Below are 13,077 nucleotides of genomic sequence, written 5' to 3'. Positions count from 1 at the left end.
AAACCTCCACCGTGAGAGGCTGTTGAGGCGAATGTCTCGCATGGCTCCGCTGACGGTTGTGGAGGGTTTGCCCGGCTCTGGGAAGTCAACGTTGGCAGTCCAGTGGATGAACCAGTTGCCGCCCAGAATTAGACGAGAGTGGGTAGACGCGACGACGGTGCGCACCTCCGAACAGGTCGCCGCTGCGCTTGAGCGCCTCGCACCGACTACACCGGAAAAGGAAGTGGTCGTCGCAATCGATGATTTTGTCGTCCCCTCTGACGAAGGGTTTGTCTCGCTGCTCTCAAAGACCCTAAATGCGCACGCAGGCCTGTACCTGTTGCTGTGCACCGAACCCGGATCGCTTTCTCGGCAGTGGAATCAGTTAGGGACTGCGGAAATGCAGTTGATTGATCAGAACGCCCTGGCGGCTGAACAAGAAGAGATGGTGCCCTTAGCTGCCCACTGGGGATACAGCGTTCGCTCGGATCTGTTATCGAGCCTCCGGAGCGAATTCAATGGGTGGCTTGCGCCGATACGTTGGGCTCTCGACCACAAAGATACGAACATTTCGGGAGGTTTTGTTGAGACGAAGCGGAGGACTCACTTACAGGTCTTGGACTCGATCAGCGACCCAGATACAAGGCAGGGCTTTTCCATATGCGCTGCGGCTGGAGAAGTAACTGAAGATCTTTTAGAAACACTTTTCACCCTTTACCCAGGGCAAAAGAAGAGTAGTGCTCGCGGCAGCGCTGCGTCGATTCTAAGAACGCTGACAAGCTCAGGCTTGATGCAAAGGACGGAACTAATAGGCACTACTCCAGTGTTCCGAGTTGTCTCTCCGCTTCGCGAGGTCTTTAGCGAGGATCTGGACACGGATGCAGGAGTCCCATTTCATCGCGAAATAGTACGTTACTACGTCAATTCTGGTACGCCTCCCGCGCTAGCTAGCACCGTCTGTTGCCATGCGAGGGCTGCCGGTGCGTGGGGAACTCTCGAGACTCTTTGGGATCAGCACGGAGCAAGTCTGTTTTCAACGTATGGAACGGACCTAAGTATCTACGCGCAGCTACCGGCAAATGCGCTAGCCAAGCACCCTAAGTTATGGGCCATTAGTATGTTGGCGGACTCAATTTTGGAGCCTCAGACATCCGTCGGCACTCGGACGTCGATAACGAGTTCTCTCGCGACTCGTTCCAAGGTGGACCCAGACCTGTTTCTTGCGATTGGAGCCGTCTCAGTTCGCGATCTGCGTCGGTCTGGAGATGCGCCCGGCGCAATGAAGGTCGCGCGGGAAAGATACGGCAGATACGTGAACGTTCGCAGGGAAACACACGCACGTGAGGCGCTAATGTTCTTAGCCTGGTTCGAGGTCGAGTGGGCGTTCGCGGCAATGTCTGACCGGAATAGGAACACGGCCCTCCAGCTATTCGAGCGAGCATTAGTGCATGCGCAACTCTCACGAATGAACTACCTCATTGCCTTTGTCGCGGCACGCACCGCTTTACATAATCAGGTGACCGGACACTCGCGCGAGAGTGATCGGCTACTCAGAGTGGTTGACGATTTGGGATCGGTCGCGACCCTTCCAGGGGTTCGTGCAAACTGTCAACTGACGCGGGCGATGAAGCGAATTGAGGACTTGGATGCGAGCGGCGCCGCACAAGCTCTCAGTGCGCTCGACGATCTAGAAGACAGTTGGGAACAGTGGCCGCTTGTGACCCTCGCAAATACCCAGTACGCCCTGCTGTTTGGGAGTCCGTCCGCTGCTCTCAAGGAAATTGAGAGGGCGAGGGCACTCTTCTCAGATCAGCTTCCTTTCTCTCGGCGCAATAGGACGGTCCTAGCTCGTTGCGCCGCTGACCTCTTGATGAGTGTAGGAGAACTTCATGGTGCTGAGTTGGCGATAGAGTCGATCACCGATAGAGCACCGGAAATGGATGTTCCCAAGGTCCGGTTGGCTCTGTTGCGGGGAGACACTTCGGAAGCCCGAGCGTTAGCTAGCAACAGCGTGTGGAGCGCCTCGCCCAACGCCCGTGATGTGGCAGAGCTGACGCTCATGGAGGCGGTTGCAGCACTAGAGGAGGGCGACGACGAGGAGGCAGGAAAACTGTATTCCCGAGCGTGCTCACTCCTAGAAGACGTTGCCAGTCGGGCGATTTTATTGACGGTGCCCGATGATCTGCGCCGCCGATTGGAAGTATTAGCTGGAGAGGATGACATTCAGCCGATCACTAGGCCAGATTCCGCTCGGAAGGAGGTCTATCCTCGGCGGGAAGCCATGGTGGCATTGACTACCAGGGAGGGGGAAGTCCTCCGCGCAATGAGTGAGCACAAAACCCTCGTGGAGGTCGCCGATTCGCTGTCTGTGTCACCCAATACCGTGAAGAAGCAGTCGGTTTCCATCTATAGGAAATTGGGCGTGCACAGCCGTGGTGAGGCGGTCGCTGCCGCGCGGCGCCTGGGACTGATGGGCGGGGCATAGGTCCGAGCTTTCAGAACATCTCGGATCTGCACAGAATCCGACGGGGCATTTCCTCGTCATAGAACCCAGGCTGGTTAAAAACGGCCACACTGGCAGATACCGTGGGCTTCCAGCCCACTACCCCAGACTTTGCGGCAGAGTATCCGCCGGAGTGGCCTGGCTCAACATCAGAACGAGCGGTGACCCCGCCGGATATGCCAAACTACGTCAGCCAGACACGGCCACGCAGATAGATACCCCTCATAGGGGCGGACTATGAGACCGATCTGAAGCTGTTCGCCCGAGCGTTGTAGATTTACCCGCGGACGCAACCGTGAGGAGTCGCCGTGACCGAAACCCCCTCTGCCCAGCTAGTTCTTGAGGACGGTCGAGTGTTCTCAGGGAAGGCCTACGGGTCAACTGGTAAGACTTTCGGTGAGATCGTGTTCAACACCGGAATGACCGGATACCAGGAAACGCTCACCGATCCCTCGTACCACCAACAGATCGTGGTCATGACTTCCCCGCACATCGGGAACGTCGGGGTGAACTCAACTGATCCGGAGTCGAACCGTATTTGGGTTTCCGGGTTTGTGGTGCGCGACGCCGCGAGGCGAATGTCGAACTGGCGAGCTGAGGACGAACTTGGCACATACCTCGCAGATCAGGGGATCGTTGGCCTCTCGGAGGTTGACACCCGCGCCCTTACTCGACACCTGCGTGAACGAGGAGTAATGCGCGGGGGTATTTTCTCTGGTGACACGCTCCTTGACAAACACGGTCTGCTCCGGCGCATTCCTGACCTGGTAGAGGAGGTCAGAGCCGCCCCTCTCATGGACGGTGCCGATCTCGCCCGTGAGGTTTCTTCGAAACAGGCGTATACCGTCGAGCCTGCTGGTGAGCCCATCGCCACCGTTGTCGCACTCGATTTGGGGATCAAGTCCATGACTCCCGAGCGCCTCACTCAGCGCGGGGTGAGGGTCGAGATTCTTCCTGCTACCTCTACCATCGGCGACATCCTCGCGCTGAATCCCGACGGTGTCTTCTTCTCTAACGGCCCGGGTGACCCAGCTGTGGCGACGCACGAGGTAGAGCTTCTCCGCGAAGTTCTCGATCGCAAGATTCCGTACTTCGGCATCTGTTTCGGTAATCAGATCCTCGGCCGTGCGCTCGGTTTCGGAACATACAAGCTGCGCTATGGTCACCGCGGCATCAATCAGCCAGTCAAGGATTTGGCAACCGGCAAGGTTGAGATTACCTCGCACAACCACGGTTTCGCCGTTGACGTTCCCCTCGATGGCCCGGTGGAATCCCCAAACGGATACGGAATGGTCGAGGTTTCCCACATCGGTCTCAATGACAATGTGGTCGAAGGTCTTCGCTGTCTCGATATTCCTGCCTTTTCGGTCCAGTATCATCCGGAGGCTGCGGCCGGCCCGCACGATGCCGCCTATCTCTTCGACCGTTTCGCCCGAATGATGAAGGAGGCTTGAGCCATGCCCCGCAGAACTGACATTTCATCGGTTATGGTGATCGGCTCCGGCCCGATTGTTATTGGCCAAGCCTGCGAGTTCGACTACTCCGGCACCCAGGCTTGCCGGGTACTACGCGACGAGGGCATCCGCGTCATCCTGGTCAACTCCAACCCCGCGACCATCATGACGGACCCTGAGTTTGCGGACGCCACCTATATTGAACCGCTGACGACGGATGTCCTCGCCTCGATCATCGAGAAGGAGCGCCCCGACGCGCTGCTTCCGACCCTCGGCGGCCAGACCGCACTCAATGCAGCTATTGCTCTGGACGAGGCTGGCGTCCTCGAGAAGTACGGTGTCGAACTCATTGGCGCCAGCATCGAGGCGATCAAAAAGGGCGAGGATCGCGAGCAGTTCAAGAAGGTCGTTGATAACTGCGGCGGTGAGTCGGCTCGCTCCCACATCGTCCACACCATGGGTGAGGCTCTTGAGGCGACTCTGGACCTCGGCTACCCGGTCGTTGTTCGTCCCTCGTTTACCATGGGCGGCCTGGGTTCAGGCATCGCATATGACGAGGCTGACCTGCGACAGATCGTTGGACAAGGCCTCCACTATTCGCCCACAACCGAGGTGCTGCTCGAAGAGAGCATTATTGGTTGGAAAGAGTACGAGCTCGAACTAATGCGCGATCGCGCCGACAACGTCGTCGTGGTCTGCTCGATTGAGAACGTTGATCCTGTCGGCGTCCACACTGGCGATTCGATTACAGTCGCCCCTGCCCTGACCCTGACCGATCGCGAGTATCAGCGTCTCCGCGATATCGGGATCGCTGTCATCCGCGAAGTTGGCGTCGACACCGGTGGCTGCAACATCCAGTTCGCGGTCAACCCTGAGAACGGTCGCATCATCGTCATCGAGATGAACCCACGCGTCTCCCGCTCTTCGGCCCTGGCCTCAAAGGCAACCGGCTTCCCGATTGCGAAGCTCGCCGCCAAGCTTGCTGTCGGGTACACCCTGGATGAGGTCCCCAACGACATCACCGGCTCCACTCCTGCCTCGTTCGAACCGACCCTGGACTACGTCGTGGTCAAAGTTCCTCGCTTCGCCTTCGAGAAGTTCCCCGCCGCCGACGACACCCTCACCACCACCATGAAGTCGGTGGGCGAGGCGATGTCCCTGGGCCGCAACTTTACCGAGGCCCTCGGCAAGGCGATGCGCTCAATCGACAAGGCCGGCTCGACCTTCCACTGGCAGGGTAATCCCGGAGACGTTAACGAACTGCTCGAAGAAATCAAGCGCCCAACCGAACAACGAATCGTTCAACTTCAGCAAGCCCTGCGCGCCGGTGCCACTGTCGCGCAAGTGTTTGAGGCGACCAAGATCGACCCCTGGTTCATCGACCAGATTCAGTTGATTAACGAGGTCGCCCAGGAGGTCGCAGAGGCTCCTGCCCTCACCAAGTCCGTCCTGAAGAACGCCAAGCGCCACGGTCTTTCCGACCTGCAGATTGCCCAACTCCGCGGTATCACCCTTGAGGGTGAGGTTGCGGTTCGCGAGGTTCGCCGCGCCCTTGGTATCCGTCCGGTCTACAAGACCGTAGATACCTGTGCTGCCGAGTTCGCCGCTGAAACTCCCTACTATTACTCCACCTATGACGAGGAGTCCGAGGTTCAGCCGCGTCAGCGCGAGGCCGTCATTATTCTCGGCTCTGGCCCGAACCGCATCGGCCAGGGAATCGAGTTCGACTACTCTTGCGTTCACGCCGCCCTCGCGCTCTCGGAGAAGTACGAAACAGTAATGGTTAACTGCAACCCTGAGACTGTTTCCACTGACTACGACACTTCCGACCGCCTCTACTTCGAGCCGCTCACCCTTGAGGATGTCGTCGAGGTGTACGAGGCCGAACTTGCTGCTGGTCCCATCAAGGGCATCATTGTCCAACTCGGTGGACAAACCCCTCTTTCGCTTGCCCAGCGTTTGGAGGAAGCGGGTCTGCCGATTCTTGGAACGTCCCCCGACGCGATTGACTCTGCCGAGGATCGGTCCATTTTCGGTCAGGTTCTCACCGATGCCAATCTTCCCGCTCCCGCATTTGGCACGGCGACCTCACTGGCACAGGCGAAGGCGGTTGCGGATCGGATTGGGTATCCGGTCCTCGTTCGCCCCAGTTACGTGCTTGGTGGCCGAGGAATGGAGATTGTCTATTCGGAAGAACAACTCTCCGACTATGTTCGGCGAGCTCTCGGCGAGGCCGAAGCATCGGCGACACACCAGATCGCCCCGATACTCATTGATCGCTTCCTGGACGATGCCATCGAGATTGATGTCGACGCCCTTTATGACGGTGAGGAGCTTTACCTTGGTGGGGTCATGGAGCACATTGAGGAAGCGGGAGTTCACTCCGGTGACTCGGCGTGCGTTCTTCCCCCAGTGACGCTGTCACCCCGGGTGATCAGACGGATCGCGGAGTCAACAGAGGCGATCGCTCGTGGCGTTGGGGTACGAGGGCTACTCAACGTTCAATACGCGTTGCTCAGTGACGTTCTCTATGTGCTTGAGGCCAACCCTCGTGCGTCTCGCTCCGCCCCCTTTGTTTCGAAGGCGACAGGTGTACCGCTGGCGAAGGCTGCTGCCCTGGTTATGACCGGATCAACCATTGCTGATTTACGCGAGAGCGGGGTGCTTCCGGCGGAAGGCGATGGAAGCTCGACTGACCTCAGCCTACCGATTGCGGTAAAGGAGGCGGTCCTGTCATTCAAACGGTTCCGCACCGCCGACGGGCGTACGGTCGACTCGAAGCTGGGGCCAGAGATGCGTTCGACCGGCGAAGTAATGGGGTTCGACAAGGACTTCCCGACAGCATTCGCTAAATCGCAGTCCGCGGCTTTTGGTGGTTTGCCATCGAGTGGCACAGTCTTCGTGTCGGTGGCAGACCGTGATAAGGGATCGATCATTTTCCCGGTGAAGCGACTGGTTGAACTAGGCTTCAATATCCTTACGACGACCAGCACTTCCTCGGTGTTGCGGCGAAACGGAATCGAGTCCACCGTGGTACGAAAGTACTCGCAGGGGCGCGGACCGAATGGTGAGCCGACGATCGTTGACCTGATCATGAACGGTGAGGTCGACATGGTCGTGAACACGCCGAGTGGTTCTGGGGCCAGGGCTGATGGATATGAGATTCGCGCGGCTGCCGTCGCCTCGGACAAAGCCATCATCACAACGGTGCAGCAACTTGCCGCCGCAGTCCAGGGGATCGAGGCGCAGAGGGCGGCACCGTTCGAGGTCCACTCACTACAGGAGTACGTAATCCGCCCTGACGCGTAGTGAGGGGTCTTCGTCTGACTCCGTTGCTGACAGACTTCGGCCCCGAAACGCTGGAGAACTCTTAGCTGTTCCCGCCACGAATGGCTCCAAATTGCTCCTGGGTGTTTCGAGGTTGGACTTCTTTGCGCTTCGCTCCTTTTGGTTTTCGTAGTCTATGGGTGCCATAGCGGCCGCCAAATGTGTCTTTCAGCCTCGCGAAGATAGTCAGCCAGGGTAAATAGCAGCATCAATTGGGGGCAATTCACGTCATTCACTTGACGGTGCAGCAGTTCACTGCAATACTCAAAACCAAACAGGAATCGATTCCAAAGTCACAGGTGACCAAATTGGAATCGATTCCAAATCACTTAGTAATCGACGCTGATACCGATTTTGATTCCGAGGGGCTTATGGATTCACGAACGACCATCCAAGAGGTGGCACGGTTTGCGGGTGTCTCAGTGGGTTCTGCTTCTAGAGCCCTCAATCAGAATGGCGCGAGCAAGAAAATGGTGGAGAAGGTATCCGCCGCAGCTCGCGAACTGGGCTATCACCCGGATGCGGTTGGTCGATCCTTACGGACAAAACGGACCTTTCAGATTGCGTTCGCTGTGGCTGATATAGGTAACCCGGTATACGTTGAAATGCTCAGCACTATTCAAGCTTTGGTCGAACCGGCTGGGTATCGTGTGGTGGTCATTTCGACGGGATCATCTAACAGTTCCACTTGCGATCTCCTGGCGGACATTGACTCTGGCTTCGTCGACGGCGTGATTATCTCCCCGCTGCGACTCTCCAATCGAGTCGTTGAAGCGATCCGCTCGGTTCGCATTCCGTTGGTCGTCCTTGGACGTCCGTTGTTTGACGAGGGTATTGACTCGGTCTCGACGGATTCCGCCATCGGTATCCGATTGGCCGTCGAACATGTTGTAGCACAGGGAGCTCAGAATGTGGTCTTACTGAACGGCCCTACTGACACAACCCCCGGCAGCGTTCGCGCGAAGGGATTTCTGGATGCATGCGACTCTTTCGGCGACACTTTGAGTAGTCACGTCGTAACCGCGGAAGACTTTACGGTGAATGCCGGGGAAACGGGTGCCCGCGAGTTTCTAACCCGCTCTGTGCCTGATGCGATTGTTGCCGCTAACGATTTGCTGGCTGTTGGCGCGATGAAAGCCGCACACAAAATGGGTCTGTCGATTCCGGACGATCTGATGGTCACCGGTATGGATAACACCGACCTGGCCTCCTATTTTGAACCCTCGTTGACCTCGGTGTCCTTGGGGTCGGCTTCTCGTGCACAAGCGGCTGCGGAGATACTGCTCAGTCGCATCAACGGTGATGACAAGCCCGTTCACAGCGTTGAAGTCAGCGCTGAACTCATCAAACGTAAATCGACAAGGAGGTGGGCCGAGTAATGCCACCAGTAACAACAGTGCCGCTGGTAGAAGGTGCGATACCTCCGCCCGCAAAGAAAAAGAGGCAGAAAAGCGCTTCGGAGAAGGCAAAGCGTCGCGAGGCGGCCGCCCTGGTAATTCCCTCGCTGATTCCGATTTTGATTCTGTCCGTGGCTCCTTTGCTTATGGGAATTGCCTTGGCTTTCACAGATGCACGACTTGTTCGAAACCCGGAGTATCAGTTTGTAGGCTTGGACAACTTCGCCAAGTTGGCACAAAATGAACTCTTCTGGTCATCATTCAGAATTGGCTTGGTCTGGGCCTTTTCTGTGACGTTGCTGCAGCTGGTCGCCGCTATGGGATTGGCTTTGCTCCTGAACGCAAATCTGAAACTGCAAGGTCTTACAAGGGTTCTTGCACTGATTCCCTGGGCGATGCCTCCGGTTGTTGTCGCGATCATGTGGCGGATGATCTACTCCCCGAATGCTGGTCCGCTGAATGCGGCACTAGGCATGGTTGGACTTCCTTCAGATATCAACTGGCTGGGCGACTTCTCGACTGCGCTGCCGGCCGTTATCGTCGTTGGAGTTTGGGCCGGTATGCCGCAGACGACAGTGACGTTGCTTGCCGGTTTGCAGCAGATTCCCGAAGAACTCAATGAGGCTGCGGCTGTGGACGGGGCGAATGCCTGGCGTCGCTTCTTCGCTGTCACGTGGCCCAGTATGCGTCCAATAATCACATCGATCACGTCGCTGAACTTCATCTGGAACTTTAACTCGTTCTCATTGGTTTACGTGATGACCGAAGGTGGGCCTGGTGGCAAGACCATGCTACCGATGCTCTTCACGTACTTGGAGGCCTTCAAGAATCGGAACATCGGCTATGCGGCTGCAATGGGCCTGGTCCTGGTGGTCATAGTTATTTTTCTACTTTCCTTCTATCTCTGGTCGCAGTTTCGACTGGACGCCGACACGCAGAAGAAAGGTTAACTCTGATGCGCACAGTTACCCGTGTAGGTCAGTATGCTCTTCTGGCGGTTTACATTGTTTTCCTTGGCTTCCCGTTGCTATGGCTGATTTCGGCTTCGCTGAAGACCTCAGGGGAACTCAACTCTCTGTCGGTTTCGCTTATCCCCAGTCAATGGGCGTGGGATAACTACAGTCAGGCTTTGAGCCGGCAAGGGTTGATTCGTTCAGCTTGGAACTCGGCGGTCGTGGCGCTGTCATCGACGTTGTTGATTCTGCTTATTTCAATGCCAGCGGCTTATGCATTGGCACGGATAAAGGGAAAATTCCGGATTGTTGGAATCGGTTGGATTCTAGTTAGCCAGGTCTTCCCAGTCATCCTGATTATTCTGCCGCTGTTCTTGATTCTTCGAACGGTAGGGCTGTCGGATTCTCTGCTTGGCCTGACCCTGGTCCACACCACATACACGCTTCCCTTTGCCCTGTGGATGCTTCAAGGATACGTTGCCAACATTCCGATAGAACTTGAAGAAGCGGCCGCGATGGACGGCGCGGCAAGAATAAAGGTGCTGACCAATATCGTCTTTCCCCTGTTGGTGCCAGGTCTGGTCGCGACTGCGATGTTTGCGTTCGTAGCGTCTTGGAACGAGTTTTTCTTCGCCTTGGTTCTGCTCCAGTCACCCGATAACTACACGCTACCCATAACCCTGAAAATGTTCGTTGGGGGCGAGGGCAAAGTTGCACTTGGTCCCTTAGCTGCCGGATCGGTAATGGCAGCGGTCCCGTCTATCCTCTTCTTCTCCATTATGCAGAAGAGGCTTACTGGCGGGTTCCTAGCTGGCGCAGTAAAGGGCTAGCACCCAAAAGAGCGTCAAACGACGCAGAAAGGTACAGCAATGAAACATAAGCCACTAACCGCTACTATCTCCGCAGTTGTACTCGGCCTCTCGCTGTCTGCATGCGGTTCATCTGCAGAGTCAACGGCGAAGGATCAGTCCGACAGCCCGACAGCCGAGTCTTCGGATGAGGTCGTTACCCTAACCTTCCAGTCCCTGTCGGACCAGCCGGCAGCGATCGCTGCGACAGAAGAGATCGTGGGCGCTTGGAACTCCGCTAACCCTGACGTGCAAGTAAAGATTGTTCCTGCGGGTTGGGATGGCATTTACGACAAGCTAATTACCCAGTTTAATGGTGGGGCGGCTCCCGACATCATCCACTACGAAGCTGCGTCGATCGTGCCGTTTGCACGTGACGGATACCTCGCGGACCTTTCTCCATACATGAGTGAGGAGAAGAAAGCTGATATCCCCGAAGGCGTACTGAAGACGGTCACCGTGGACGATCAGATTATCGCCTACCCAACCGAGATTCAGACCTACGTGGCCTTCGCGAATAGGGGCATGCTTGAAAAGGCCGGAATCGAGGTTCCCGCAGGTGACACTCTCAGTTGGGACGAACTGCGGGATATTGCAGCAAAGGTCTCCGACGGGACCAGCTATGGGATTGGTTGGGGACTCAAGAGTCCGACTGCAACTTTCATGGCCATGGCTCCGGGATTTGGCGGGACGTTCTTCGAGGGGACCGGAGTTGACGCAACGATCAGAGTCGAAGACCCAGAATTGGCACTTCCGAAACTGGTTGATGCCATGGCGCATGAAGACAACTCGATTCTCCCCGTGACACTTACTCAGAGTGGCTCGGAAGCTCTGGCCACTTTCTATGCAGGTCAAGTAGCGATGACTATCCAAGGTTCTTACCAGGCGGCCAACATGGCAGTAGACGCTCCGGACGACATTGATTGGGTCGTCCTTCCTCCTCTAGCCGGTCCAGATGGTCCTGCTCAAGCCGCGAACCCGCAAACCCTTTCGGTCAGTATCGACTCGAAGCACATTGAAGAGTCCGCTGCATTCATTGACTTCTTCACCGATGCTCAAAACCTAGTTAAGATCAACCAGGCCGACGCGCTGATTCCGGCAACGAACTCCGCGCGGGAACTGATGAGTGAAGAGCTGGGTGACGAGAACGGCTGGGACATCATTCTCGAATCGGGCAAGTATGTCACGGACGCTCCCTACCTGTTTGTGGATCAATATCCCCAGTGGAAAGACACAATCGCAACCCCAGCTTTCCAGCGTTTCTTAGCTCAAGAAAACGATGCGGCTGCACTAGCCGAACAGTTGGTTTCTGGCTGGAATAGCATCTCTCAGTAGCAGAAATCGCTCAACACTAAACATTTCAAGGAGGCCAGTTGTGAGTTGGCTTGAAGACCGTGCCATCGCCGTTGTAACAGGAGCTGCCGTTGGTGATGCTCTCGGTGGTGCGGTTGAGGGGTGGACCCCTGAGCAAATCGAAGAACGCCATGGTGGCCGTGTTGAAGGTATCGTCGCTCCATGGTTTCCCAACTGGCGGGAGGCGAGGCCAATTGCGCCCTATTACAAGGGAGACGGCCACGTCACAGACGACACACTGATGACCCAGCTATTGGTCGAGGTGTACGCAAAACGTAGGTCTCATTTGGATGCGTATGCCATGGCGTCGGACATGGTTCCTCTAATGATTGGTGAGCCCCGCTGGGTTCCGGAGTTGGACATGTCCGCTCTGGTGCTCCAGCGGGTCTTCCTAGCAGAGAAATGGCTAGTAGCACGTTTGCACTACGGTCATGTAGATCCTCGTGAAGCCGGAGTGGGCAACATCGTCAACTGCGGGGCCGCCATGTATATGGCGCCGGTGGGAGTGGTAAACCCTGGCGATCCACGAGCTGCCTATACGGAAGCCATTGACATTGCTGGGGCACACCAATCCAGTTATGGCCGCGAAGCAGCCGGAGTTTTCGCGGCGATGGTTGCGGCTGCCTTATCGTCCGAAGCCACGGTTGACTCGGTTACCGAGGAAGCGATCTCGTTGGCTCACGACGGCACCAAGGGTGCTCTGATCGCGGTGGCCGAGGCCGCAAAGGGCTTTGGCCGCGTCGGTTCAAGCGATGAAGAAAGACGAAGGTTTCAACAGGTTCTCCGGGAAGCAGTAGCGCCTTTCGATACGGTGGGTGACGCCTACCGAGAGATGTCTATGGATGCGCGACGTCCATCGCGCACTAAGTCGATTGAAGAGCTTCCTGTGGCCCTGGGAATGATTATTGGTTACCAGGGAGACTACAAAGAGTCGGTGTTGGGCGCAGTTAACTACGGGCGGGATGCAGACTCGATTGCTGTCATGGCCGGAGCTGTTTGCTCAGCGCTTGGAGGTTCAGAGTCGGTGCCGTCCATCTGGTTGGATCAGGTCGAGGCCGCGTCGAAGATGGACATTCGTGCGACTGGTCGACTGTTGGGTGCGGTAGCAACTGAAATTGTCCAGTCGGACCTCAACGCGAGTCAGAGAAGAGCGGTGACCTTGGATCAGGTGTTGCACTCCAAAGATGGATAGAAACGGGATCAAGAAGACTGCCGGAGCCCACTAAGCGACAACGGAGCACGCCTCGGTAGCCAGAGGCAACA

The 13,077-nt window shown here is 56.7% G+C and carries 8 protein-coding genes; all 8 read left to right on the top strand.

What is annotated here, in order from left to right; all coding sequences use genetic code 11:
* The first annotated feature begins 40 nt into the window (after positions 1-40).
* Positions 41-2,464, top strand: a complete 2,424-nt coding sequence (locus tag U6G28_02090; protein WRS30505.1) for a LuxR C-terminal-related transcriptional regulator — start codon at positions 41-43, stop codon at positions 2,462-2,464.
* 326 nt (positions 2,465-2,790) lie between these two features.
* Positions 2,791-3,936: a glutamine-hydrolyzing carbamoyl-phosphate synthase small subunit gene (carA, locus tag U6G28_02085; GenBank protein WRS30504.1), complete on the top strand. Its 1,146-nt coding sequence runs from the start codon at positions 2,791-2,793 to the stop codon at positions 3,934-3,936.
* A 3-nt stretch (positions 3,937-3,939) separates the two neighbouring features.
* Positions 3,940-7,245, top strand: coding sequence for a carbamoyl-phosphate synthase large subunit (carB, locus tag U6G28_02080; GenBank protein ID WRS30503.1), 3,306 nt, complete (start codon positions 3,940-3,942; stop codon positions 7,243-7,245).
* A 326-nt stretch (positions 7,246-7,571) separates the two neighbouring features.
* On the top strand, positions 7,572-8,642 hold the full coding sequence (locus U6G28_02075) for a LacI family DNA-binding transcriptional regulator (GenBank protein WRS30502.1): 1,071 nt from the start codon (positions 7,572-7,574) through the stop codon (positions 8,640-8,642).
* Complete coding sequence (locus tag U6G28_02070; GenBank protein ID WRS30501.1) at positions 8,642-9,610, top strand: sugar ABC transporter permease; 969 nt, start codon at positions 8,642-8,644, stop codon at positions 9,608-9,610. Before U6G28_02075 ends, U6G28_02070 begins: the two co-directional genes overlap by 1 nt.
* 5 nt (positions 9,611-9,615) lie before the next feature.
* The gene (locus U6G28_02065) at positions 9,616-10,443 is read left to right on the top strand and encodes a carbohydrate ABC transporter permease (protein WRS30500.1); all 828 of its coding nucleotides are present in this window, start codon (positions 9,616-9,618) and stop codon (positions 10,441-10,443) included.
* A gap of 39 nt (positions 10,444-10,482) precedes the next feature.
* Entirely contained in the window at positions 10,483-11,796 is a 1,314-nt protein-coding gene (locus tag U6G28_02060) for a sugar ABC transporter substrate-binding protein (GenBank protein ID WRS30499.1), read from the top strand.
* Between the two features lie 40 nt (positions 11,797-11,836).
* Positions 11,837-13,006 carry an ADP-ribosylglycohydrolase family protein gene (locus tag U6G28_02055; GenBank protein WRS30498.1) on the top strand — a complete coding sequence of 390 codons (1,170 nt, stop codon included), beginning with the start codon at positions 11,837-11,839 and terminating at the stop codon, positions 13,004-13,006.
* Positions 13,007-13,077: the final 71 nt, after the last annotated feature.

The organism is Actinomycetaceae bacterium MB13-C1-2, from assembly GCA_035621235.1.
Lineage (GTDB): Bacteria > Actinomycetota > Actinomycetes > Actinomycetales > Actinomycetaceae > Scrofimicrobium.
This window is presented reverse-complemented; position numbering and strand designations above follow the sequence as displayed.

What these genes read in the sequence shown, in the direction of transcription:
- U6G28_02060 (WRS30499.1), top strand. Translation starts at nt 10,483, where the DNA reads ATGAAACATAAGCCACTAACCGCTACTATCTCCGCAGTTGTACTCGGC.
- U6G28_02090 (WRS30505.1), top strand. Translation starts at nt 41, where the DNA reads ATGGCTCCGCTGACGGTTGTGGAGGGTTTGCCCGGCTCTGGGAAGTCA.
- U6G28_02070 (WRS30501.1), top strand. Translation starts at nt 8,642, where the DNA reads ATGCCACCAGTAACAACAGTGCCGCTGGTAGAAGGTGCGATACCTCCG.
- carB (WRS30503.1), top strand. Translation starts at nt 3,940, where the DNA reads ATGCCCCGCAGAACTGACATTTCATCGGTTATGGTGATCGGCTCCGGC.
- U6G28_02065 (WRS30500.1), top strand. Translation starts at nt 9,616, where the DNA reads ATGCGCACAGTTACCCGTGTAGGTCAGTATGCTCTTCTGGCGGTTTAC.